Annotated in this window: 22 protein-coding genes and 1 pseudogene; 10 read left to right on the top strand and 13 right to left on the bottom strand. The window is 68.3% G+C overall.

The features are described 5' to 3' along the window. Positions 1–17: 17 nt before the first annotated feature. On the bottom strand, positions 18–1,415 hold the full coding sequence (locus tag AB7E83_RS09360; protein WP_428568206.1) for an iron-containing redox enzyme family protein: 1,398 nt from the start codon (positions 1,413–1,415) through the stop codon (positions 18–20). Positions 1,416–1,630: 215 nt separating this feature from the next. Here AB7E83_RS09360 and AB7E83_RS09355 point away from each other — a divergent pair, with 215 nt between their 5' ends. Then, positions 1,631–3,907, top strand: coding sequence for a helicase C-terminal domain-containing protein (locus AB7E83_RS09355; protein ID WP_428568203.1), 2,277 nt, complete (start codon positions 1,631–1,633; stop codon positions 3,905–3,907). 11 nt (positions 3,908–3,918) lie between these two features. After that, a complete protein-coding gene (locus tag AB7E83_RS09350) occupies positions 3,919–4,215 on the top strand; it encodes a hypothetical protein (RefSeq protein ID WP_428568200.1) in 297 nt (98 codons plus the stop codon). 24 nt (positions 4,216–4,239) lie between these two features. Here AB7E83_RS09350 and AB7E83_RS09345 read toward each other — a convergent pair whose 3' ends face one another. Beyond that, entirely contained in the window at positions 4,240–4,434 is a 195-nt protein-coding gene (locus AB7E83_RS09345) for a CsbD family protein (protein ID WP_428568197.1), read from the bottom strand. Between AB7E83_RS09345 and AB7E83_RS09340 the strand changes: the two genes are divergently transcribed. The 3 genes and pseudogenes from AB7E83_RS09340 (at position 4,433) to AB7E83_RS09330 (ending at position 6,840) form a co-directional block, all read left to right on the top strand. After that, positions 4,433–4,786: a hypothetical protein gene (locus AB7E83_RS09340; protein ID WP_428568195.1), complete on the top strand. Its 354-nt coding sequence runs from the start codon at positions 4,433–4,435 to the stop codon at positions 4,784–4,786. The genes AB7E83_RS09345 and AB7E83_RS09340 overlap by 2 nt on opposite strands. A gap of 133 nt (positions 4,787–4,919) precedes the next feature. After that, positions 4,920–5,981 (top strand): hypothetical protein, encoded by a 1,062-nt coding sequence (locus AB7E83_RS09335; protein ID WP_428568193.1) that lies wholly within the window; start codon positions 4,920–4,922, stop codon positions 5,979–5,981. After that, positions 5,969–6,840 (top strand): annotated as a pseudogene (locus AB7E83_RS09330) (hypothetical protein). The gene AB7E83_RS09335 and the pseudogene AB7E83_RS09330 overlap by 13 nt, the downstream one beginning before the upstream one ends. A gap of 109 nt (positions 6,841–6,949) precedes the next feature. On the opposite strand, the gene AB7E83_RS09325 reads toward AB7E83_RS09330, so the two are convergent. The 3 genes from AB7E83_RS09325 to AB7E83_RS09315 are packed head-to-tail and all read right to left on the bottom strand — an operon-like array spanning position 6,950 to position 12,070. Then, positions 6,950–7,723: a UPF0149 family protein gene (locus AB7E83_RS09325; RefSeq protein ID WP_428568191.1), complete on the bottom strand. Its 774-nt coding sequence runs from the start codon at positions 7,721–7,723 to the stop codon at positions 6,950–6,952. Beyond that, positions 7,720–8,883 (bottom strand): efflux RND transporter periplasmic adaptor subunit, encoded by a 1,164-nt coding sequence (locus AB7E83_RS09320; RefSeq protein WP_428568188.1) that lies wholly within the window; start codon positions 8,881–8,883, stop codon positions 7,720–7,722. The genes AB7E83_RS09325 and AB7E83_RS09320 overlap by 4 nt, the downstream gene beginning before the upstream one ends. Further along, positions 8,873–12,070, bottom strand: a complete 3,198-nt coding sequence (locus AB7E83_RS09315; RefSeq protein WP_428568281.1) for an efflux RND transporter permease subunit — start codon at positions 12,068–12,070, stop codon at positions 8,873–8,875. The genes AB7E83_RS09320 and AB7E83_RS09315 overlap by 11 nt, the downstream gene beginning before the upstream one ends. 60 nt (positions 12,071–12,130) lie before the next feature. Between AB7E83_RS09315 and AB7E83_RS09310 the strand changes: the two genes are divergently transcribed. Both AB7E83_RS09310 and AB7E83_RS09305 read left to right on the top strand, forming a co-directional pair. Next, entirely contained in the window at positions 12,131–12,862 is a 732-nt protein-coding gene (locus AB7E83_RS09310) for an RNA pseudouridine synthase (RefSeq protein WP_428568186.1), read from the top strand. A gap of 30 nt (positions 12,863–12,892) precedes the next feature. Further along, the gene (locus AB7E83_RS09305; protein WP_428568184.1) at positions 12,893–13,561 is read left to right on the top strand and encodes a DUF1345 domain-containing protein; all 669 of its coding nucleotides are present in this window, start codon (positions 12,893–12,895) and stop codon (positions 13,559–13,561) included. Positions 13,562–13,571: 10 nt separating this feature from the next. Here AB7E83_RS09305 and sugE read toward each other — a convergent pair whose 3' ends face one another. After that, positions 13,572–13,886, bottom strand: coding sequence for a quaternary ammonium compound efflux SMR transporter SugE (gene sugE / locus AB7E83_RS09300; RefSeq protein WP_428568182.1), 315 nt, complete (start codon positions 13,884–13,886; stop codon positions 13,572–13,574). Positions 13,887–14,038: 152 nt separating this feature from the next. On the opposite strand from sugE, the gene AB7E83_RS09295 reads away from it, so the two are divergent. Genes AB7E83_RS09295 through AB7E83_RS09285 form a run of 3 tightly spaced genes read left to right on the top strand, consistent with a single transcriptional unit; the run spans position 14,039 to position 17,247 of the window. After that, positions 14,039–15,646, top strand: a complete 1,608-nt coding sequence (locus AB7E83_RS09295; RefSeq protein WP_428568179.1) for a lyase family protein — start codon at positions 14,039–14,041, stop codon at positions 15,644–15,646. A gap of 1 nt (position 15,647) precedes the next feature. Then, positions 15,648–16,673 (top strand): phosphotransferase enzyme family protein, encoded by a 1,026-nt coding sequence (locus tag AB7E83_RS09290; RefSeq protein WP_428568177.1) that lies wholly within the window; start codon positions 15,648–15,650, stop codon positions 16,671–16,673. 19 nt (positions 16,674–16,692) lie between these two features. Next, a complete protein-coding gene (locus tag AB7E83_RS09285) occupies positions 16,693–17,247 on the top strand; it encodes a MarR family winged helix-turn-helix transcriptional regulator (RefSeq protein ID WP_428568174.1) in 555 nt (184 codons plus the stop codon). Between the two features lie 54 nt (positions 17,248–17,301). Here AB7E83_RS09285 and dmpG read toward each other — a convergent pair whose 3' ends face one another. From dmpG to AB7E83_RS09250, 7 genes are read right to left on the bottom strand one after another with little or no spacing between them, the layout of a single operon-like run. Then, positions 17,302–18,327, bottom strand: a complete 1,026-nt coding sequence (gene dmpG, locus AB7E83_RS09280) for a 4-hydroxy-2-oxovalerate aldolase (protein WP_428568172.1) — start codon at positions 18,325–18,327, stop codon at positions 17,302–17,304. A gap of 9 nt (positions 18,328–18,336) precedes the next feature. Beyond that, positions 18,337–19,287 (bottom strand): acetaldehyde dehydrogenase (acetylating), encoded by a 951-nt coding sequence (locus AB7E83_RS09275; RefSeq protein WP_428568169.1) that lies wholly within the window; start codon positions 19,285–19,287, stop codon positions 18,337–18,339. Continuing rightward, positions 19,284–20,060: a 2-keto-4-pentenoate hydratase gene (locus AB7E83_RS09270; RefSeq protein ID WP_428568166.1), complete on the bottom strand. Its 777-nt coding sequence runs from the start codon at positions 20,058–20,060 to the stop codon at positions 19,284–19,286. The genes AB7E83_RS09275 and AB7E83_RS09270 overlap by 4 nt, the downstream gene beginning before the upstream one ends. After that, on the bottom strand, positions 20,057–20,866 hold the full coding sequence (gene mhpD, locus AB7E83_RS09265) for a 2-keto-4-pentenoate hydratase (protein WP_428568163.1): 810 nt from the start codon (positions 20,864–20,866) through the stop codon (positions 20,057–20,059). Before mhpD ends, AB7E83_RS09270 begins: the two co-directional genes overlap by 4 nt. After that, on the bottom strand, positions 20,863–21,087 hold the full coding sequence (locus tag AB7E83_RS09260; protein ID WP_428568160.1) for a tautomerase family protein: 225 nt from the start codon (positions 21,085–21,087) through the stop codon (positions 20,863–20,865). The genes mhpD and AB7E83_RS09260 overlap by 4 nt, the downstream gene beginning before the upstream one ends. Positions 21,088–21,127: 40 nt before the next feature. After that, the gene (locus AB7E83_RS09255) at positions 21,128–22,582 is read right to left on the bottom strand and encodes a 2-hydroxymuconic semialdehyde dehydrogenase (RefSeq protein ID WP_428568278.1); all 1,455 of its coding nucleotides are present in this window, start codon (positions 22,580–22,582) and stop codon (positions 21,128–21,130) included. A 30-nt stretch (positions 22,583–22,612) separates the two neighbouring features. Further along, positions 22,613–23,536, bottom strand: coding sequence for an alpha/beta hydrolase (locus tag AB7E83_RS09250; protein WP_428568158.1), 924 nt, complete (start codon positions 23,534–23,536; stop codon positions 22,613–22,615). Between the last annotated feature and the right edge of the window lie 2 nt (positions 23,537–23,538).

Genomic DNA, 23,538 nt, shown 5'->3' with positions numbered 1-23,538 from the left:
GCGTCGTCCACGTCGCGCTACCGCACGAACCCGGCCCAGAACTGCCGCGTCGCCTCCAGGCCCGCCGGCGTCCAGTGCATGCCGGGCGACATCGCGTCGACCAGCAGCGCCTGGCGCTCGCCGTCGTCGGCCCGGCGCAGGCGCTCGCGCAACAGCATCACGTCCGGGTCCAGCGCATCGCCCGTTCCGGCCGCGGCCGTCGGCGCGCTGTGGCGCTGCACGGCCCGGAAGGTGGCACGCCTGCGCGTGGGCCGCGTCGGAGGCTGCTCCGAGTACGGACGGCCATCGGCGCTGCCGGATCCGCGAATCCAGTCGTGCAGCACCTGCAGCTCGTAGCTGCTGAAGACGCCGAACATCTCCGCGCGCTCGCCCTGCAGCAGCGACCAGAAGCGGCTGTTCTCGGCGTCCTCGCCGAAGCGGATCCAGCCCGCGGACGCGAGCGCGGCCACGAAGTCCGCCATGCGATCGGGCTGCGAGAGCCAGTCGTTGATGCCGCGGCCAGCGACCTTGCAGTAGTCCGAATGCGCGCCGTTGCCCGCGCGGGCCTTGCGCGCGAGGATGCGCAAAGCCTCCGTCTCGAGGTCGAAGCGCTCGATGGCGGCCGTCGTGCCGAAACCCGTGCAGGCGAGCCGGCTGCCCGCGCGCATGCGGCGCCAGAACTCGCCGCCATCGTCGAGCTTGGGCAGCATGTCGAGCGCCGCCTGGCAGGCACGCCGCGCGTGTCCCGTGTCGGCGTTGTCGACGGTGATGTGAAGCGTGAAGTAGTACGGGTCGAGCCCGAGTTCGTTGAGCTCGTAGGCCGTGATGAGCAGGTGCAAAGGCAGTTGCTCGTACGACAGGTTGAAGCCCACCACTTCGGGCAGGAACGCCTCGGCATTCCAGCCGAGCGCGAGCTGGATCGCGCCCTGCTCGTAGTCGCCGTCGGGCAGGTCGTCCAGCGGGTCGAGCGCGTATCGCGCGAGCAGTCCGCGGTACAGCGTCACGTGGTTCTTGTCGGCCTGGCCTTCGCCCAGTTCCTCGACGTAGGTTCGCACCAGATCCGACAACCGCGCATTGGCCGAATGCGGCATGAGACCGTAGAGCCACGCGCCGTCGACGAGCTTGGTGGGCGCGACGCTGCGCAGGAAATTCAGCGCATGGGCACGGTTGCCGAAGTAGCGGCGCGGCGCACCGGCGGCACGGCCGGCGAGGTAGTCCGCATACGCAGCATGCACGCGGTCGACGTTCGCCTCCATCCACGCCAGCAGCTCGTCCGGGCGTTCGGGCAGCTCGTCCGGCACGGACCCTGGCGCTTCGAGTTTTCCGCGCAGGAAGTCGGCCCCCGCGGCGCGGGCAGCCTCATCCGGGCGGGCGGTCGCGAGGCGCTGATAGAGGTGTTGAAGCGGGCCGAGCGTGAGCGCCTCGACCTCGCGCATTTCTTCTTGTCCAATGTGCATGACACCACTGTGCGGCCCTGCGGCTACGACCTCCAGCGGGCGATGACGACCTTCGCGGTGGGGGGCGTCCTACCCGGTGAAGGACAAGACGCCGCGACCTTGCACGACGATCGCCGTCACCACCATGACACGCCGGGCAACGGCAACGTCAGCGAGCGTCGAGACGCGTCGTCTCCTCGAATACCATGGCGGCCATGCCGTATTCCGTCGCCGTTCGCGCCCTGTGCGAATTCACCGCCCGGCGCGGCGACCTCGACCTGCGCTTCACGCCCGGGCCGAGCGCGCAGGACGGCACGGCCGGGCACCGGCTGGTCGCGTCGCGGCGCGGGCCGGACTACGAAACCGAGGTGACGCTGCGCGGCGAGTTCGACGAGCTCGCGGTGCGGGGGCGCGCGGACGGTTACGACGCCGCGGCAAACCGCGTGGAAGAGATCAAGACGCATCGCGGCGACCTCGCGCGCCAGCCGGCCAACCACCGCCATCTGCACTGGGCGCAGGCGAAGGTGTATGCGTGGCTGCTGTGCCAGGCGCGCGAGCTGAGCGAGATCGACGTCGCGCTCGTGTACTTCGACATCGACAGCGAGAAAGAAACCGTCTTCACCGAACGCCATTCGGCCGAAGCGCTGCGGCAGTTCTTCGAGGACCGCTGCCGCGAATTCCTGGACTGGGCGCGGCAGGAACTCGCGCACCGCGATGCGCGCGACGCGTCGCTGGCCTCGCTGGCGTTCCCGCACGCCGGATTCCGCACGGGCCAGCGCGAATTGGCCGAGGCCGTGTACAAGGGGGTGGCCAGCGGCCGCTGCCTGCTCGCGCAGGCGCCCACCGGCATCGGCAAGACGGTCGGCACCTTGTTCGCCATGCTCAAGGGCGCGAAGCCGCATGCGCTCGACAAAATTTTCTACCTCACCGCCAAGTCGACCGGGCGGCGCATGGCGCTCGACGCGGCGCGGCTCATCCGCGACAGCGACGCGTCGGTGCGGCTGCGGGTGCTCGAACTCACCGCGCGCGACAAGGCCTGCGTCCACCCCGACAAGGCGTGCCACGGCGATTCGTGCCCGCTCGCGCGCGGCTTCCACGACCGCTTGCCGGCGGCGCGCGCGCAAGCCGTCGCGCTCGAGGCATCGCTGGACCAGGCCGCCATCGCGTCGGTCGCCGCGACGCACGACGTCTGCCCCTACTACCTCGCGCAGGAGCTGACGCGGTGGTCGGACCTCGTCGTGGGCGACTACAACTACTGGTTCGACGGCAGCGCGATGCTGCATGCGTTCGCGCTCGAAGGCGAATGGCGCGTCGGCGTGCTGGCCGACGAGGCGCACAACCTCGTGGAACGGGCGCGGACGATGTATTCGGCGAGCATGGGGCAGGCGGCGGTGCGGCGCGTGAAGCGCAACGCGCCCGCGGCCCTGCGCCCCGCGCTCGACCGATTCCAGCGCAGCTGGAGCGTGCTGCGCAAGGCGCACGAACAGGCCGAAGGCGAACTCGACGCGCTGCCTCAGCGGTTCGTCGATGCCTTGCGGCAGGCGTGCGCCGCGATGGAGTCCCACTTCGCGCAGGAGCCGTCCGCCGCGTCGCCCGGCGAACTGCAGGCCGCGTACTTCGACATGCTCGCGTTCGCGCGTCTGGCGGAAACCTTCGGCACGCACTCGGTGCTGGAGTGGAGCGATGCGCCCGACGACACCGGCAAGCCCGCGGCGCTCGTGCGCATCCAGAACCAGATTCCGGCGCCCTTTCTCAAACCGCGATTCGCCGCCGCACGGTCGGCGACGCTGTTTTCCGCGACGCTCAGTCCGCCGCAGTATCAGATCGACATGCTCGGGCTGCCCGACGGTACCGCGTGGCTCGACGTCGAGTCGCCTTTCTCGTCGCGGCAACTCCAGGTGCGCGTGGTGAGCCGGATCTCGACGCGCTACCACCATCGCTCGCGATCCGTCGCGCCCATCGCCAGCCTCATGGCCGAGCAGTTCGAGCAGCAGCCCGGCAACTACCTCGCGTTCTTCAGCAGCTTCGACTATCTCGACATGGCGGCGGCCGAGTTCGAGCAGCGGTTTGCGGACATCCCCGCATGGAAACAGTCGCGCGGCATGGACGAACGGCGTCGCCGCGAGTTCGTCGACCGCTTTGCGGAGGGCGGACGCGGCGTCGGCTTCGCCGTCCTCGGCGGGAGCTTCGGCGAAGGCATCGACCTGCGCGGCGACCGGCTCATCGGCGCGTTCGTTGCAACCCTGGGTCTGCCGCAGGTGAATCCGCGCAACGAACAGCTGAGCGCGCGCCTGGAGTCCGTCTTCGGGCGCGGCTACGACTATGCGTATCTCTATCCCGGCCTGCAGAAGGTCGTGCAGGCGGCGGGCCGGGTGATCCGCACGCAGGAGGATCGCGGCGTCGTCTACCTCATCGACGATCGGTTTTCGCGCCCGGCGGTGCGTGAGTTGCTGCCGGCGTGGTGGGGCCTGGGCTCGGCGCGCGGCTCGTAGAATCACGGCCCATGCCGTACATCCTCTCCCACGACGTGCTCGACGACGTCCTCAAGAAGCACAAGATCAAATCGAACGACCTCACCGGCATCGACAAGCTGTTCGGCGGCGCGGACGGCTATTACTGGTATCACACGATGCGTCACCTGTGCCCGCGCGGCGAAGTGATGGTCTGGCGCACCGTCGACGAACTGCGCGCGTCGATCCAGGGCCACGAGGACGAGACCGCCGCGGAAGACGAAGTGAAACCGCAGGCGCTCAAGGATGCGCATGTGGAGGCGATCGCGGCACTGCTGAGCACCGGCTGATCGCCTCTCGCGCGGTGCGCCGCCTTAACGGTCGCGCTTCGGCGGCGTGTCGCTGTCGAGCGCTTCCTTCACATCGCCGAGCGCCTTCTGCGCCTTGCCTTCGGCCTGCTTGGCGAGACCTTTCGCTTCGAGCTCACGGTCGCCCGTCAACTGACCCGCGGTTTCCTTCGCCTTGCCGAGCGCGTCCTTGCCGACGCCTTTGACTTGATGCTTGTTCATGATCGTTCCTCTCGAGTGGGTGGATGCGATCAGGATGCGATCTTCTTCAGTGGCCAACAAGCGGACCCGCGCGCCGCTCGTCGTCGGCGCGTTCCCACACGATCCATTCAGGCTTTGTTCCCAAATCGCGATGGAGAGGTACAACTCTATGCCGAAACTCAAGCAAGGTCATCTCAGACCCACGCCAGAAGAAGACCAGGAGATCGCTCGCGGTATTGCCGCCGATCCGGACGCCTTCGACATGTCCAGCCTTCCCATGCGTCGTGCATCGGAAGTCCTGCCAGCCGCGCTCTACCAGGAACTGTTGAAGCATCCTCGCGGCCGTCCCGTTGGAAGCGTGGGGCCGAAGTGACGGGGTGGCAGTCCCGCCCGCTGGAGCCGGATGCCTGCTTTCAGCAGATGTTGAATTAGGCCACTGCGGTGAAATTCTCGATGAATTTCACAAAATATGGTAGTTTCAACGGATGCTGAAAGGGTTTCATGCGATGAAAGAGGCCGAGGCACGGGCGGGTCAGGCGCTCCGTGAACTGCTTGAGAAGATCCCGATCCTTCAGGTGGAACGTATCGAGGCCGCAGTTGTGTCCGACGATTGGGCGCCAGCCTTGATCGCGCGGCTGCTCGTGAACGGCCGGCAGCACCTGCTCATCTGCGAGTACAAATCAAACGGGCAGCCGCGGTACGCCCGCTCCGTGCTGCTGGAACTGCGCAACTACGTTGCGCAGCGAGCCCCCGACGCGACGCCCGTCTTCATCGCTCCCTACATCTCGCCTGCAGTCAGGCAGTTGTGTGAAGAGAAGGCCGTGGGATATCTCGACCTGGAGGGGAACGCCCGGATCGCCTTCGGGGGCGTGTTCATCGAGCGCGTCGTGACGGACAAGCCTGCAGCCGAACAACGTGAACTCAAGTCGTTGTTCAGGCCGAAGTCGGCCCAGGTTCTGCGCGCCATGCTGCGCGAGCCCAGCCGTGCATGGCGCGTCACCGAATTGTCGGAAGTCTCCGAGGTCAGCCTGGGGCACGTCAGCAATGTGCGCACCGGCCTGATCGACCGCGAATGGGCACGCGCTTCGGACGATGGCCTGATCCTCTCAGAGCCGGGTGCACTACTGGATGCATGGCGCGATAGCTACACCGCGCCCCCAGGTGAGCGACTGCGCTTCTATACGCCATTGCACGGCAGCGCACTCGAAGAGGCTGCGCGCGGGGCACTGGGAAACAAAGGCGCCCCGGGGCGTGCCGTATTCGCCTCCTTTTCCGCAGCGCAGTGGCTCGCTCCCTACGCGCGCACGGGCACGCACTACTTCTTCGCCGACACGGACGGCCTGCGCAAGCTCCAGGAAGCGCTGAAGCTCGCGCCGGCCTCGAAGGGTGAGAACGTGATCGTTCTCGTGCCGAAGGACGAGGGATTACTTGCCGACACCGTTGAACCTGCACCGGGCGCGGTCTGTACAAGCCCTGTTCAGAGCTACCTCGACCTCTCCATTGCCGGCGAACGTGGCGTCGAGGCCGCCGACCACCTACGCCAGGAAAAGCTCTCATGGCCCAAGTGACACCACCCCAGGAACCACAGTCGGCCGCCGAATACGACGACCGCACAACCGCCGCCGTCAAGTCCGTGCTCATCGAGATCGGCCAGATACTGGGCAGCTTCAAGGGCAAGTTCGCCATCATCGGCGGTGCGGTTCCCTGGCTGCTGCTGGCCAACGAGGACATGCCCCACGTCGGCACGCTCGACGTGGACGTTGGGCTGGATGCGGAAGCACTCGGCGACGGCGAGTACGCGACCTTGATCGGTGCGCTTCAAGGCCACGGATACGCCCAACGCGAAGGGCTCAGGCGTTTCCAACTGGTTCGCCAGGTTCCCGTGCAAGATGGCGGGGAATCGATCGACGTGGTGGTCGACTTTCTGATGCCGCGCGACGCCGAGATCGTCAAGAACGATCCTCCCCTGATCAGCGACTTTGCCGTGCAACGGGCTGACGGTGCCGACCTGGCGATGCGGTTTGTCAAATGGTGGCGGTGGCGGGACCCATGCCAGACGGAGGGACAAACCGCGTGGAGATCGCGGTGTGTTCCATCCCTGCGTTGCTGGCGATGAAGGGCCATGCGCTGGCGGGCCGCTACAAGCAGAAGGACGCCTACGACATCTACTACTGCGTTCGGAACTACCCAGGCGGCATCGAAGCGTTGACGCAGGAATGTCGCCCACTGCTGGGGCATGGGAGCGGCGAGCGGGGTTTCCGGCACATCGCCGACAAGTTTGACGCTTTCGAGGGACATGGCCCCACCTGCGTGAGACGCTTCGTCGAAGACACCCATGCGCTGGGTGATCGCACGCCCGAGCAATGGCAACAGGATGCGTTCGGGCAGATCGACGCGTTGCTGCGCGCCATGACGCTGCGAGCTTGAGTCACACGCGGTGCCGAATCTGCCTGCGCTACTGCCGGAGGTCTGGCTGCACCGTGAACCACCCCGCGTTTCCCCGAAAATCCCGACACGCCCGCGGAGTTCCCCGTCCTCACCCCGCCCCATGACACTTCTTGTATTTCTTCCCGCTGCCGCAGGGACACGGGTCGTTCCGCCCCGGCTCCGCGGCCTTGCGCACCGGGTCGATGCGCGGGCCGATGCTGCGCCATAGCTGGCGCAGGTCGTACACCGCCCAGATCGCGGCGGCCACCGCGTCGAGGCGCTCGTTGCTCACGCTCGGCGGGCCGTCCTCGGCATACATCGACAGCGCCGGCGCGCCCGTGTCGTCTTCCGTGAGCGCGACGATGTCCTCCAGCGCCGCATCCAGCATGTCCGCAGCGTCCCGGTCGCGCGGGGCTTCCCATTCCTCGGGGAAACTCTCCACGGCATACATGAAGCCCAGCGCCCACACCTGCACATAGGCGGGCACGTTCTCCAGGTCGCCCTCCGTGCGCTCCTCCGCCGGCAAGGACAGGATGCCGCCACGCACGTCGATGGCCTCGGGATGGTAGGTGCGCTCGTCCTCCAGCACCTCCACCGGTTCGTCGAGCGCCGCGGCGATCTCCTCCCAGCGGCGACGCCAGCGCCACACGAATTCCATGTGCGCCATCGGCCGGAAGTCGTCGCCGAGCAGCACGGGCCAGTACTCCTCCGCGGGCACCTGGCGGCGCATGCACACGAGGGCCACGAGAAAGCCCTCGCAGAATTCCCATTGCGGGATTTCCTCGTCGGTCTCGCGCAGCAGGTCGAGCTCGGCATCGAGCGCGTCGAAATCCTCGGGCGCCAGCGGGCCCGGGTTCTTCGCGGGGGATTCGTTCATCGTCATCTCACTGCTGCCTTCGCCGAATTCGCCACGTTCACCACATCCCCGTTCTCCACCCCATCGGGCGGACTTTCGATCACCCGGTCGCTCGCATCCAGGCCGGACGCGATCTCGACCGCGGTGCCCAGATCGCGCAGCACCGTGACCGGCTTCAGCATCACCTTTTCGCCCGGCCCCACCGTCGCCACGCGTACGCCGCCCTTGTTGAAGATCAGCGCGCTCGGCGGAATGCTGAGCGTGCCCGGCGCGCGCGGCAGCGCGAATCTCACATGCGCGAAACTGCCGGGCAGCAGTTCGCCCGCCGCATTGTCCACGGTCAGCTGCACGAGCATGCTGCCTGTCGCCCCGATCGCATTGGACATCGACGCCACCGTGGCGCCGAAGGTCCTGCCCGCGCGCTCGGGCACGCGCAATTGCGCGCGCGCGCCCGGCCGGATCTGCGCGACCACGTTCTGCGGCACGCTCACGTACACCCGCAGACGGCGCGTGTCGGACACCACGAACAGCTCGGTGCCGGGCGCGCCGCCCACGCCGATCAGGGCGCCGACGTCGGTGTTGCGCGCGGTGACCACGCCGTCGAAAGGCGCGACGATGCGCGCGAACTGCTTCATGGCGAGATTGCGCTCGACGTTCGCCGTCGAAGCGCGCACCGCCGACTGCCTGGCGTTCAAGTCGCCCAGCTTTTCGTCGACGGCCTGCTTCGCCACCATGCCGCTCGATTGCAGCTCCTGCCAGCGCTTCGCCGTGTTCGCGGAGAGATCCGCATTCGCGCGCGCCGTCGCGAGCTCGGCCTGCGCCTGCGCGAGCTGCTGGTCGAGCTCGGGCGTTTCGATTTCGGCGAGCAGCTGGCCCGCCTTCACCGGCGTGCCGATGTCCGCCTTCCAGCTCTTGAGATAGCCGCTCACGCGCGAATAGATGCCGGCGCGCGACCATGCCTCGATGCGCGCGGGCAAGTCCAGGGCGGCGCTCTCGCCCGCGGCGGCCGGCGACACGACGCTGACCGTGCGCGTGACCTGCGCCGTCGCGCGCTCGCCCAGGCGCGCGGCCTGCGAGCGGCGCGACGCCACGCCGACGACGACCACGACGGCGGCCGCGAACAGCAGCACGAGGCCGATGAGCCACAGGGTTCTGCGCGACGGCCGGGGTTCGCTGTCAGGCGGCATGGGGAGCTTCTCCGGGCGTCGGGGCGCCCACTTCGCGACGCTTGTCGTTCGCATGGACCAGGCTGAACACGACGGGGACGAATACAAGCGTCGCCACCGTCGCGAAGAAGAGGCCGCCGATCACCGCGCGACCGAGCGGCGCGTTCTGCTCGCCGCCCTCGCCCAGGCCCAGCGCCATCGGCAGCATGCCGATGATCATCGCCAGGGCCGTCATCAGCACCGGGCGGAAGCGCACGAATCCGGCTTCGAGCGCCGCCGCGAACGCATCGCCCGTGTGTTCGAGCCGCTCGCGCGCGAAGCTGATGACGAGCACGCTGTTGGCCGTGGCGACGCCCATGCACATGATCGCGCCGGTGAGCGCCGGCACCGAGAGCGTGGTGCGCGTCGCGAACAGCATCCACACGATGCCCGCGAGCGCGGCGGGCAGCGCGGTGATGATCACGAACGGATCGCGCCACGACTGGAAGTTCACGACGATCAGCAGGTAGATGAGCACGATCGCGCCGAGCAGGCCGAACATCAGGCCCGAGAACGCGGTGTCCATCGTCCGCACCTGGCCGAGCAGCGCGACGGTGGAGCCCTTGGGCACGTCGGCGGCATGGGCCGCGATGACCCGGCGGATGTCCGCCGCGACGGCGCCCAGGTCGCGGTCCTGCGTGCTCGCGTTGATCTGCACCATCGGCTGCATGTCGTACTGGCTCACCACCGCGTTGCCGCTGCGCCGCGTGAAGGTGGCCAGGCCGCCCAGCACCTGCGTGCTGCCGCCGCCCGCGCTCGTCACCGGCAGGTTGCCGAGCGCGGCGAGCGAATTCAGCTCGTACTGCGGCGTCTGCATCACGATCGAGTACGAAACGCCGTTGTCCGGATTCAGCCAGTACGTGGGCGCGACCTGGCTGCTGCCCGCGAGGCTGACCACGAGGCTGTTGGTCACGTCGCGCGTGGTCAGGCCCAGCTCCTGCGCGCGCGTGCGGTCGACGTCCACCGCGAAGACCGGCGCGCGATTCGATTGCTGGATGCGCGCATCGGCCACCCCCGGCACGGCGCGCACCGCCTTGAGCAGCTTGTTGGCATAGGCGAAGTTCGCCTCCAGGTTGTTGCCGCGAATCTGCAGGTCGATGGGCGCGGGCGCGCCGAAGTTCAGGATCTGGCTCACGATGTCGGCCGGGGGGAACGAGAACACCGTGTCGGGGAACTCGCGCGGCAGCACTTCGCGCAGCCGGCGCACGTAATCGGCGGTGGGCGCGTGGTCCTTGCGCAGCGCGATCTGGATGTCGCCATCGGCGGTGCCGATCACGCCCGTGTTGTTGTAGGCGAGGTTGATGCTGGACGGCGGCAGGCCGATCACGTCGACCAGCGTCGCGATCTCCTCGCTCGGAATCACGCGGCGGATGGCCTGCTCGATGCGGGCGAACCGCGCCGCGGTTTCCTCGACGCGCGTGCCCACCGGCACGCGCGCATGCATCAGGATCTGGCCGCTGTCGACCGCGGGGAAGAAGTTGCTGCCCAGCATCGGCACGAGCGCGAAAGACAGCAGCACCACCGCCATGAAGCCGGCCACGAAGCGCCACCGGCCTTCGAGCGCGGCGCGCAGCACGCCCTTGTAGCCTTCGCGCAGATGCTCGAAGCGGGCCTCGAACCGGCGCTGGAATCGCACCAGGGGATTGCGCGACACGACCGTCTCCGCCCCCGGCCCCGTGTGCGGCGCATGCGGGCGCAGCAGGTATTTCGCCATCGTCGGCACCAGCGTGCGCGAGAGGACGAACGAGCAGATCATCGCGAACATCACCGCCTCGGCCATCGGCACGAAGAGGAAGCCGGCGACGCCCGGCAGGAAGAACATCGGCACGAAGACGATGCAGATGCACAGCAGCGACACGAAGGCCGGCGTGACGATCTGCGCCGCGCCGTCCATGATCGCCGTCTCGACGTCCTTGCCGTGCTCCAGGTGCCAGTTGATGTTCTCGATGGTGACGGTGGCGTCGTCGACCAGGATGCCCACCGCGAGCGCCAGGCCGCCGAGCGTCATGATGTTGAGCGTCTCGCCCAGCGCCGCGAGCGCGATGATGGACCCCATGATCGACAGCGGGATCGACACCGCGATGATGACCGTCGAGCGCCAGCTGCCGAGGAACAGCAGGATCATCAGGCTCGTGAGCGCCGCGGCCAGCAGCGCCTCGAGCGCCACCCCGGTCACGGCCGCGCGCACGAAGATCGACTGGTCGTTGATCGGCGCCACGGTCAGCGCTTCGGGCAGCGACGCCTTCATCTGCGCGAGCTTGGCGCGGATGCCGGCCACGATGTCGAGCGTGGACGTCGTACCGTTCTTCAGCACCGACATCAGCACCGAGCGGCCGCCGTCGACGTGGACGATGTTGGTCTGCGGCGAGTTGCCGTCGTGGACGTTCGCGACGTCGCGGATGTAGATCGTGCTGCCGTTGACGACCTTGATGGGCAGGTTGCCCAGCTCCGCGATCGCCGACGGCGCGCTGTTGAGCTGCAGCGCGTATTCGAGCGTGCCGATCTTCTGGTTGCCGATGGGCAGCAGCAGGTTCTGCGCGGCCAGCGCCTGCGCGACGTCCTGGCCCGACAGGCCGCGCGCCTGCATGGCCGCGTTGTCCAGGTCGATCTGCACGATGCGCTGCTTGCCGCCATAAGGGAACGGAATCGCCGCGCCCTTCACCGTCACGAGCGGCGTGCGGACGGCGGTCACGCCGAGATCGAACAGCGCCTGCTCCGACAGGCCCTTGCCCGCCAGCGCGAGTTGAAGGATGGGCACCGTCGCGGCGTTGTAGTTGAGGATCAGCGGCGGCGTCGTCCCGGCGGGCATCTGCCGCACGGCCACCTGCGCGATGGCGGTGACCTGCGCGTTGGCCACCGCCACGTTCACGCCCGGCTGGAAGAACACCTTGACGATGCTGATGCCGGGGTACGAGGTGGCCTCGATGTGCTCGATGTCGTTGACCGTCGTCGTGAGCCCGCGCTGGAAGCCGGTGGCGATGCGACCCGCCATCTGCTCCGGCGGCAGGCCGGTGTACTGCCACGCGACCGCGATGACGGGGATGCGGATCTCGGGAAAGATGTCCGTCGGCATGCGCAGCGCCGCCAGCGGGCCGAGGATGACCAGCAGGATCGCCAGTACGACGAAGGTATAAGGCCGGCGCAGCGCGGTGCGCACGGTGCCGATCAGCATGAAGACATCCGGGATGCAGACCGGGCGATGCTACATCGGCCCGGTCACAATCCCCCGGTGTCCGATCTCCCGCATCCTCCCGAAGAACCGAAGCGCCTGTCCAAGGTGGTGGCCGCGCTCGTGCCGTGTTCGCGGCGCGAAGCCGAGCAGTACATCGTCGAGGGGCGCGTGCGCGTCGACGGGAAGGTCGTCGACGAACCGCAGGCTCGCGTGGCGAAGGAGCATGTGGAGGTCGATTCGCGCGCCGCGCTGGCGCCGCCCGCGCCGGCCACCTTCCTGCTGCACAAGCCCCCGCGCCTGGACACGGCGGGTGCGCAGGCACTCCTCGCCGCGGCGAATCAGTGGAAGGACGATGCTTCCGGCATCCGCCGCGTGAAGAGTCACGCGGTGGGCCTGGTCGCGCTGCTGCCGCTGCCCTTCCCCGCAGAAGGACTGAGCGTCTTCAGCCAGGACGCGCGGATCGTCCGCAAGCTGCAGGAGGAAGCGCAGCTCGTCGAGCAGGAGCTCCTTGCCGAGGTGACGGGCACGATCGCGCCGAACGGCCTGGCCCGGCTCGGGCGCGGCCTCGTCTTCGAGGGGCGGGCCTTGCCGACGGCGCGCGTGAGCTGGCAGAGCGAGGCGCGCCTGCGCATCGCGGGCAAGGGGCTTGCGCTCGAGCTGATGCCGTGGATGTGCGAACAGGTGGGCCTGGGGCTCGTGTCGCTCAAGCGCCTTCGCATCGGGCGCGTGCCGATGGCCGGGGTGCCCGCGGGGCAGTGGCGGTATCTGCCGACGGGGGAACGGTTCTGAGCCGTGCCGGCCCGGTGGTAGGCTCCCCGCATGAGTTCGCTCGTCACCCGATTCCGCCATGTTGGCCGCCACCGGCCACGCCTGATGGCGGCGGCGGTCTTCGGCGCCGTGGCGTTCTTCTTCCTCCCCGCGGAGTGGACGTTCGCGGCCCGCCTGCTGGTGGCGTGGAACCTGGGCGTCTGGCCCTACCTCGTGGCGCTCGGCCTGCTGATGACGGGCACCAGCGCCGACGGCGTGCGCGGCATCGCGAAGCAGGAGCACGCGAGCAGCGCGGGCCTCATGCTGCTGATGTGCGGGGCGGCGGTGCTGAGCCTGGTCGCGATCATGGTCGAGCTCGCGCACGGGCGCGACAGCGGGGAGTCCGCGCTCTTCGTGTACTCGATCACCAGCCTCACGGTGGTCGGCTCCTGGCTGCTGATCGGCGCCCTGTACACCTTCCACTACGCGCACCTGTACTACGCCTCGCCGGAGCACCGCTACCCGCTCGTGTTCCCCGAAGGACTCAAGTCGCCCTCGTACATCGACTTCATGTACTTCGCCTTCACGATCTCCACCGCGGTGCAGACCTCCGACGTCTCGGTGCGGACCTCCGCGATGCGCGCGACCGTGCTCGGCCAGTCCGTGCTCGCGTTCTTCTACAACCTCGCGATCCTCGGCCTGTCGATCAACATCGCGGCCGGCCTCGCGGGCGGCAAGTGAGTCCGGGGGCTCACGACACGATCTTCAGGCCGACGATACCGCCCGCGATCATCGCGAGGCACGCGAGCCGCGCCGCCGACGCCGAATCGCCGAACAGCCAGATGCCGAGCAGCGCCGTGCCGATGGCGCCGATGCCGGTCCACACCGCGTAGGCGGTGCCCACCGGCAACTCCTTCATCGCAAGCGCCAGCAGCACGACGCTCACGATCATCGCGAGCGCGGTCGCGACGCTGGGCCAGAAGCGGCTGAAGCCGTCGGTGTATTTGAGGCCGATGGCCCAGCCCGTTTCGAACAGGCCGGCGATGACGAGCAGGGTCCAGGACATGACGCGAGGCTAATCGACCCTGAGCGCTGCGGCCGAAGTCCGCAGCGATGTCCGCGCGCGTCATGGGTGGTTGCGGCGCAACGGCGGCGACACCTTGGCCGTCGAAGTGCTTGCTACAGTGCGGCCCACCGTTCGCACCCACGAGGATTTCCATGCCGCTTCTGCGCCGCGCGCTCCCCATTGCCCTGCTCGTCTCCACCCTCCAGGCCGCGCAGGCCCAGACCGCGCCGTGGACCACCGTCGAAGAGCACTGCAAGACCGCCGAAGCCTGCCGCACCGAAGCCGACAGGCTGCTCGCGCAGCGCCCGCGCGGCGCGACCAGCGCGCTCGCGCAGTCGCACGATTACTTCTACTGGTTCGGCCGCATCAACATGGCGTCGACCATCGCCAACGTCGAGAAGGGAATCATCCCGCCGCAGCTCGCCGGCCCCATCGCGCGCGGCGTCGCGCAGTCCATCAACCAGGGCGTTCGCCCGGGCGGCCGACGGCCCAGCGACGTGCTGGAGACCGAAAAGATCATCACCGACGTCGCCGGCCCCGAAGCGACGCTGATCCACACCGGCCGCAGCCGGCAGGACATGCATTCGACGATCTCGATGGCGCAGACGCGCACCGAGCTGCTCGACTTCACCGACGCGCTGAACGCGTGGCGCGCGCAGCTGCTGAACGTCGCGCAGCAACACGCCGAAACGGTCGTGCCGTCATACACGAACGGCGTGCAGGCGATGCCGATCAGCCTGGGCCACTACCTGCTCGCGTACGCCGATTCGTTCGCGCGCGACGGCGAGCGCATCCGCCAGGCCTGGCCGCGCATCGACCGCAGCGCGCTCGGCACCGCGGTGCTCGCGAATTCGAGCTGGCCGCTCGACCGGCAGCGGCTCGCCGACCTGCTGGGCTTCGGCGCGCTCGCGGTCAACGGCTACGACGCCACGCAGATCAGCCAGTACGACGTGGGCCTGGAGACGGCGCAGCTCGCGGGCTCCGTCGCGCTGCGCGTCGGCACGATGATGCAGGACATCCATGTGCAGTATCACCAGACGCGGCCGTGGATGCTGCTCGCGCCCGGCAGCACCTACACGAGCAGCGCGATGCCGCAGAAGGCCAACCCCGGCGTGATCCAGAACACGCGCGGGCTCGCGAGCGACGTCGTGAGCTCCGTGCAGGCCGTGCTCATGCGCGCGCACAACGTGACGCCGGGCATGATCGACTACAAGTACACGTGGCTGAGCGGCGGCGCGCGCACTTTCGTGCTGGGCACGCAGCTGATGCGCGACGCGACGAACGTCATGACCGTGCTTCGCATCGACCCGAAGCGTGCGCTGGAGGAACTCGAATCCGACTGGACGACGTCGATGGAGCTTGCCGAGACGCTGCAGCGCGAGCACGGCATCCCCTTCCGCGTGGGCCATCACTTCGCCTCCGAGATCGTGCAGCACGGGCGGCGACACAACCTGCTGCCCAAGACCTTCCCCTACGGCGAGGCGCAGCGCATCTACGCCGAGGCGCGCGCGAAGTACAACGTCGGCGCGGCGACGCTGCCGATGGACGAAGCGGCTTTCCGCCGCACGCTGTCGCCCGAAGCCATGGTGAAGACGCGCGTCGGCATCGGCGGCCCCCAGCCGGCCGAGGTGCGGCGCATGCTGGCCGAAGCGCAAGCCGCGCTGGCGCGCGACCGGCAGTGGGTGCAGGAGCGGCGCATGAAGCAGGCCGAGGCCGATGCGCGGCTCAATGCCGCCTTCGCGCAACTGCTGGCGCGCTGACTTGATCGCGCAGACCACGCCCACCGGCGAGGCCATCGCGCGGGCGGTCCGCGATGGTTTCGAAGTCGGCGACATCGCGCGCTGCGCTCTGCTGCGTCGCGGCTTCAATCATGTCTATGGCCTCGAATTCGAGGATGGCCGCCGGCTCGTCGCGCGCCTCAGTGCGCACCGACCGCGGGGCGAACCGAACGTCGAATACGAAGCCGCCCTGCTCGCCCACCTGAAACGCGCAGGTGTCGGCGTCGCGGCGTCGCTGCCGGCGCGCGACGGGTCCGCCGCCTTGTCGATGGCGCTGCCCGAAGGGCCGCGCCCCCTCATGCTGTTCGAGCACCTCGAAGGCGACCCGCCGGCCGACTCGCTGCCCGACATCGAAGCAACCGGCCGCTGCCTCGCCGAGATGCACGACGCGGCGGCGAGCTATGACGGGCCGCCCAGCCGCTACCGGCTCGAACTGCCGTTTCTCCTCGACAACCCCGTGCGCCTCCTGCATACCGCACCGACGATGGACGACGCGCTGCGCGCCGACTACGCGGCGGCGGCGCAGCGCCTGTCCGAACGGATCGCCGCCTTGCCGGGCCTCGAACGCGTGCATTGCCATGGCGACTGCCACGGCAGCAACAACTTCATGACCGACGGCCCCGGCGGCAGGCGTATCGCGTCGTTCTTCGACTTCGACGACGCGGGTCCGGGCTTCCTCGCCTTCGAGCTTGCCGTCTATTTGTGGGCCATGCACCCGCGCAAGCCGGGCAAGCTGCTCGAAGGCGACGAGCTCGACCGCTGGCGCGCCTATCTCAAGGGCTATCGCAGCGTGCGCAAACTGGAGGACGCCGACTTCGAAGCCATCGCGCTCTTCGTGTCGGTGCGTCAGCTCTGGTTGTTCGGGGAATATGCGGGGCGGCTGGACGTGTGGGGCACGCAGAGCATTCCTACGGCGTGGCTGCGGAAGCAGGTGGAGTTGCTCGGGGCGTGGCTGGATCTTCGGACGCCGGCGGGGCCAGCGGATGGATGCCGTACTATGCTGGCATAACAATTCCGTTTTTCGAGCCATGGGCCCTGCCACCAAGACGTCACCCTCGCGCTTTCCGCGGACAAAGCGCTCCGCACCGGAGGCGCCTCAGGCCCCGGGCCTCGACCCCGGCCTGGCGGACTCGCTCGACTATCTGATCCGGACCTTGCGGCGGCGTCAGGTTGGAGTGATCGAGCGCCTGCTGGAGCCCTTGGGGATTCCGTTGGGGGGCTGGTACCCGCTCGTCGTCCTGAACGTGGAGGACGGCATGTCGCAGCGCGAACTGTCCAGACGCCTCGGCCTCAAGGATGCCGCCATCGGCAAGGCGATCGACAATCTCCAGCACGCGGGCCTGCTGCTTCGCACCGCCGACGACACCGATCGCCGCAAGTTCCTGATCCGTCTGACCCCTCAGGGTCGCAAGCTCGCCGCGGAGGTCACGGGGCTGCGCGACGAAGTTCTCGCCTACCTGACGCGGGGTTTCACGCCGAAGGAATCCGAGCTGTTCAAGCGCTTGCTCCAGCGTGCCCACAACAACCTGAGCGAGCTCGAGACCTCGCTGGGCGCAGCGAACGAGGCCGCGCGATCCGCATGAGAGCGCCGGCCCCTCGGGGCGGCACTCGACCCGGCGGCGACTCTGCGTTCCGCTTCACGAGGCGGCGTCTGCACCCGCCAGAAGATCGAGGGCGACGTCCACGATCATGTCCTCCTGGCCGCCGACCATGCGCCGCCGACCGAGTTCCACGAGAATGTCCACCGTCTTCAGACCGTACTTCTGCGCCGCGGCCTCCGAATGCCGCAGAAAGCTGCTGTAGACGCCCGCATAGCCCAGGGCGAGCGTCTCGCGGTCGACGCGCACGGGCCGATCCTGCAAGGGTCGAACGATGTCGTCCGCCGCGTCCATCAGCTTGTAGACGTCGCAGCCGTGGTTCCATCCCATCCTTTGCGCGGCGGCGACGAACACCTCGAGCGGGGCGTTACCCGCCCCGGCGCCCATGCCGGCCAAGCTCGCATCGACGCGGTCGCATCCTTCTTCCACGGCGACGATGCTGTTCGCCACACCCAGGCTCAGGTTGTGGTGCGCATGGATGCCGGTTTCCGTTTCCGGCCGCAGCACGTCCTTGAACGCGCGGACACGGTCCCGCACTTCGTTCATGTTGAGCGCACCGCCCGAATCCACGACGTACACGCAGGTTGCGCCATAGCTCTCCATCAATTTCGCCTGTTGCGCGAGCGCCTGCGGCTCGCTCATGTGGCTCATCATCAGAAAGCCGACGGTGTCCATGCCGAGGTGCCGCGCATGTTCGATGTGCTGGCGCGAGACGTCCGCTTCGGTGCAATGCGTGGCGACGCGCACCACGCGCGCCCCGGCGTCGAAAGCCGACTTGAGATCATGCACCGTGGCGATGCCGGGCAGCATCAGCGTGGCCACGCGCGCGCGCTTCGCCGTGGCGGCAACCGCTTCGATCCACTCCAGGTCGGTGTGGGCCCCGAAGCCGTAGTTGAAGCTGCCGCCCTGCAGACCGTCGCCGTGCGCGACCTCGATCGAATCGACACCGGCCTCGTCGAGGGCGGCCGCGATCCGCGCCACCTGCGCCACGCTGTACTGGTGCCGGATGGCGTGGCTGCCGTCGCGCAGCGTCACGTCCGACACGTAGATCTTCCTGCCGTTCATGCTTCGTCCTTATCGTTGCGCCGCGGCGGCTTCGCGCGCGCGGCGATGCACGGCCATCCGCTGCGCGATCGCGAGCGCGGCACTGGTCATGATGTCGAGATTGCCCGCGTAGGCGGGAAGATAGTGCGCCGCGCCTTCGACTTCGAGGAAGACCGAGGTTTTGACGCCGGAGAGGCCGCGCCCGACGCCGGGGATGTCGAGGTCCTGCAGTCGGTCGAACTGCACCTTCTGCTTGAGACGGTAACCCGGAACGTACTGCCGGACCGCCGAGGCCATCGCCTGAACCGATTCCTCGATCGCGCCCTCGCTGCCTTCCGGGCTGAATGTGTAGACCGTATCGCGCATGATGAGCGGAGGCTCGGCGGGGTTGAGCACGATGATGGCCTTGCCCTTGCGGGCTCCACCCAGGATTTCGACCGCACGCGAGGTGGTCTCGGTGAATTCGTCGATGTTGGCGCGGGTGCCGGGGCCGGCGCTTTTGCTCGCGATGCTGGCCACGATCTCCGCATAAAGCACGGGCGCGACGCGATTCACGGCGGCCACCATCGGAATCGTCGCCTGCCCGCCGCACGTCACCATGTTGACGTTCTTCGCGTCCAGGTGCTCGTCGCCGTTGACGACGGGGATGCAATAGGGGCCGATGGCCGCGGGGGTGAGGTCGATCATGCGAATGCCCGGTTTGCGCACACGCAGGAACGCGTCGTTCTTCACATGCGCGGAGGCGCTCGTGGCATCGAACACGAGATCGATGTCCTCGAAGCACGGCAGTCCCACCAGGCCTTCGATGCCGTCCGACGTCGTCGCCACCCCGAGTCGCGCCGCGCGGGCGAGACCGTCCGAAGCGGGATCGATGCCGACCATGGCGGCCACTTCGACGTCGCCGCCGTGCCGCAGAACCTTCATCATGAGGTCCGTGCCGATGTTGCCGCTTCCGACGATCGCGGCCTTGAGCTTTTTCATGCTGCCTGCTCCCCGACGTGAAAACTCGCGCTGCCGAGCCGCTGCATCTCGATGCAGACATGCTGGCCGGGCCGGATCCATTCGGCCGCCGTGGCGCCGCCAGCCAGCACGATCCAGCCCGCTTGCAAGGGCTCGCCCGCTGCCGCGGAGAGTCGCGCCGCCGCGACCAGCGAGCGCACCGGGTGGCCGAGAAGCGAGGCCGTCGAGCCGATCTGCACGGGACGGCCGTCGATGGAAACGACGAGTCCGAGGTTGGCGACGTCGGTGCGCGGATCGTGCCATGGACCCACCACGAAGCCGCTGGACGAGCAGTTGTCCGCAACCACTTCGGGCAGGGTGAACTTGAAGTCCCGGTAGCGGGAGTCGATGATCTCGAGCGCCGGAGCGACGGCTTCCACCGCGGCAAGCGCCTCGGCGGGCGTGACGCGTCCGGCAAGCGGCTTCTTCAGAATGAAAGCCACCTCGGGTTCGACACGGGGATGGACGTAGCGCGAGAAGTTCACGTCGCCGCCTTCCTCTTCCTGCATCGCGTCGGTGAGCCGGCCCCAGACAACGTCGGACAGCCCCATCTGAACCATCTTCGCGCGGCTGGTGAACCCCATCTTCACGCCGACCCGGCGTTCGCCGCGCGCAAGCCGCAGGCCGACGGAGCGCTTCTGGATCGCGTACGCGTCCTCCATCGAGAGCTTGTTGTCGGGGTCGATCTGGGCCAGTTCGCGCCCCTGATGCGCGGCGTCATCGAGCTGCCGCGCGAAGTTGTCGAGCGAGTTCAAGCGATCTCCTTCACGCTGTTTTCGAACACGGCACGGACACTGCCCAGGCCATTGACGTGGGCTTCGAAGACGTCGCCCGCGCGCACGGGAACCATCGGACCGAGCGCCCCCGAGAGAACGACGTCGCCCGCCCGCAGCGGCGTACCCAGTCGCGCCAGGGTGCGCGCCAGCCACACCACGGCATTGACCGGGTGTCCGAGGCACGCCGCGCCCGCGCCGGTGGAAACGGGTTCGCCCCGACGAAGCAGCGCCATGCCTGCGAGTCGCAGGTCCAGCCCGTGAATCGACATCGGCGACGCACCCAGCACATAGGCGCCCGACGAAGCGTTGTCGGCCACCGTGTCCACGAACCGGATGTTCCACTCCGCGACGCGGCTGCCCACGATCTCCAGCGCCGGCAGCGCATAGGCGATGGCGGAGAGCACTTCCGCATGACCTGGGTTCTCGCTCGCGATTTCGCGTTCGAGAACGAAGGCGACTTCCGCCTCGATCTTCGGTTGGTGCAGGCGGCTCATCGGGATCGCTTCGTCGTCGCCGTAGCTCATGTCGTCGAACAGCACGCCGAAGTCCGGTTGGTCGACGCCGAGCTGCCGTTGCACGGCGAGCGAAGTCAGCCCGATCTTGCGGCCGACGATCCGCTGTCCGCCGGACGTGCGCATGTTCGTGTTGAGGGTCTGGATCGCATAGGCGTCGTCGGCGTCCATCGCGGGAAAGCGCTCCCGCAGTGGAGCGATGAAGGCCGCGGTCGCGGTCGCTTCGCGCAAGGCCTGCGCCGCTTCCGCGTGCTGTTGTCCCGTCAGGTTCATTTCTTCGCCGCTCCGCCTGCGTCGGCGACCGCCGAGTCCAGCTCGGCTTTCGATTTGTCGCCCACGAGCCAATGGGTGCCGGGCACCTCGGTCACCGAGACGCGGATGCGCTCCAGCGGCGCGCCCAGCGACTTGTGGACGGCGCGTGCGACCTCGCGCGCGCACTCGGTGACGGCTTCCGGGTCGCGGCCCTGGACAAGAGTGATCTGAATCAGCGGCATGGAAAATTCCTTCGGTAAGATGAAATGAAGGTGCGAAGCCTCAGTGCTTCACGCACACGTTGCGCAGCTCGGTATAGAACTCGAGGGAATGGACGCCGCCCTCGCGGCCGATGCCGGACGCCTTGGCGCCGCCGAAGGGCGTCCGCAGATCCCGCAGAAACCAGCTGTTGATCCAGCACAGGCCGACTTCGATCGCGGCGGCCATGCGAAGCCCGCGCCCAAGGTTGTCGGTCCACACGCTGGTCGCCAGCCCATACGGTGTCGCGTTCGCGAGCGCTGCCGCCTCCTCCTCCGTGTCGAAGGGCGCGATGTGGCAGCAGGGTCCGAAGATTTCTTCGCGCACCACCGCGGAAGACTCCGGCAGGCCGGTCCAGATCGTGGGCTGGATCCATGCGCCTTCGGCGAGCGCGCCGGGCATGCCGGGCACGCCGCCGCCGGTGACAACGGTTGCGCCCTCCTCGCGAGCCTGCTCGTAGTAGCCCAGGACCTTGCGGCGATGTTCCTGCGAGATGAGAGGACCGAGATCGACGCCCTCCTGCTCCGGCGGACCGATGCGCAGCGACTCCGCCCTCGCCTTCAACGCCTGCACGAAGCGCTCGAACAGGGGCCGCTGCACATACACGCGCTCGGTGCCGAGACACACTTGACCGCAGTTCTCGAAAGCGGAGCGTGCGACGCCCGCGACGGCCTTGTCGAAGTCGCAGTCGTCGAACACGATCGCCGCGTTCTTGCCGCCGAGCTCGAAGGAGACCGGGCGCACACCCGAGGACGCCGCGCGCATGATCGCTTCGCCGGTACTCGTTTCTCCGGTGAAGGTGATCGCGTTCACGCCCGGGTGCCGCGTCAGCAACTCGCCGGCGGAGCCAGGGCCGAAACCATGCACCACGTTGTAGACGCCGGCCGGCATGCCGACCTTCTGCATGACTTCCCCGAGCAAGGTGGCAGTGGCGGGCGTTTCCTCCGAGGGCTTGACGATGACCGCATTGCCGCACGCAAGCGCGGGGCCGACTTTCCACGTCATCAGCAACAGCGGCAGATTCCAGGGGCACACGACGGCCACGACCCCCACGGGCCTGCGCAGCGCATAGTTGATGGCGACGCCGCCGTCCGGCGTTGCCATCTCGAACGACTCCGTCGGCACGTTCTTCACGACGTCGGCGAAGATCTTGAAGTTGGCGGCGCCGCGTGGAATGTCGATGTGCGCCGCCAGGCTGCGTGGCTTGCCGGTGTCGGCGATCTCGGCCGCCAGGAAGTCGTCGAAGCGCCGGTCGATCTCGTCCGCCACCGCGTGAAGGAGTTCGGTGCGCCGGGCCACCGTCATCCGGCCCCACGGGCCCTTGAGCGCGCGTTGCGCCGCGGCGACGGCAGCATCGACTTCCGCGGCGCCGGCCTCGTGAACGCGGGCGATCAGGCGGCCATCCGCAGGCGCCCGGTCTTCGAAAGTCCGTGACGTGGCGACGAACTCGCCGTCGATGAAATTCCTGAATTCCTGGATAGACATGATTCGTCCGTACTCGAAGTCGGGTTACGCGGGCACCGTCGCCTGCGCGACGAAACGCAGCAGATCCGGGCCGAGCGGGTCCAGTGCGGAGTCGATCGCCAGCACCGTGGAGATGTGGTTGTGGTCTTCGACGACGCGCAGTCGCGGCGCGCCGCGATCGCATTGCGTCACTTCCCCGGCCAGCGCCACCGACGGCCAGGCGAAAGGGAAAGGGTCGTATTCGGCCAACCCGATGAACAGGGGCGGATGGCCGCGCCGGACATTGCCGAGCGTTGCCATGCCCTCCCACGCGGAGGCGTCCTCGCCGTAGTACGCCTGCTGGTTCGGCGTGGCCGCTCCCGTGTGGAACCGGGGATGCTGCACGGAATAGACGCCCGACAGGAGGATGGCCCCCGCGACACGCGGCCCGCCGTCGCCGTGGATGCGCTGCACGAGCGTCCATGCCGCCACATGAGCCGCCCCGGCCGAATGGCCGAAGAGAACGATGCGGTCCGGGTCGCCGCCGAAGCGGGCGATGTTCTCGCGCACCCAATGCACGACACAGCCGACGTCTTCGGCGCCGCTGGGCCATCGGTGCTCGGGCGCGAGCCGGTAGGTGGCATTGACGGCGACGCAACCGTTGCGCGCGAAGAACGTCGGCACGTTGTCGTAAAACAATCCGGGCACGGGGCTGCGCTCGCCCTGCACGAAGCCGCCGCCATGGATGAACACGACGACCGGAGCGCCCGCCGGTGCGGATGTCGCGCATGCGCCGGTGAATACGTCGAGCATTTGGCGCGCGTGGGTTCCGTAAGCGATGTCGGCATGCCGTGCGACGCCTTCGGCGGGTCCACGCTCATGCAGCGGCCGAAAGAGGTCGATGGTCTGCTTCAGCACGTCCGGTCCCCAGGCAGCGCCCAGTGCGCGGATCGCCTGCGTCGCTGCCTCGACAGAGTCTGGAGATGTCATGG

It is taken from the genome of Ramlibacter sp. (assembly GCF_050250995.1).
GTDB lineage: Bacteria > Pseudomonadota > Gammaproteobacteria > Burkholderiales > Burkholderiaceae_C > Ramlibacter.
This window is presented reverse-complemented; position numbering and strand designations above follow the sequence as displayed.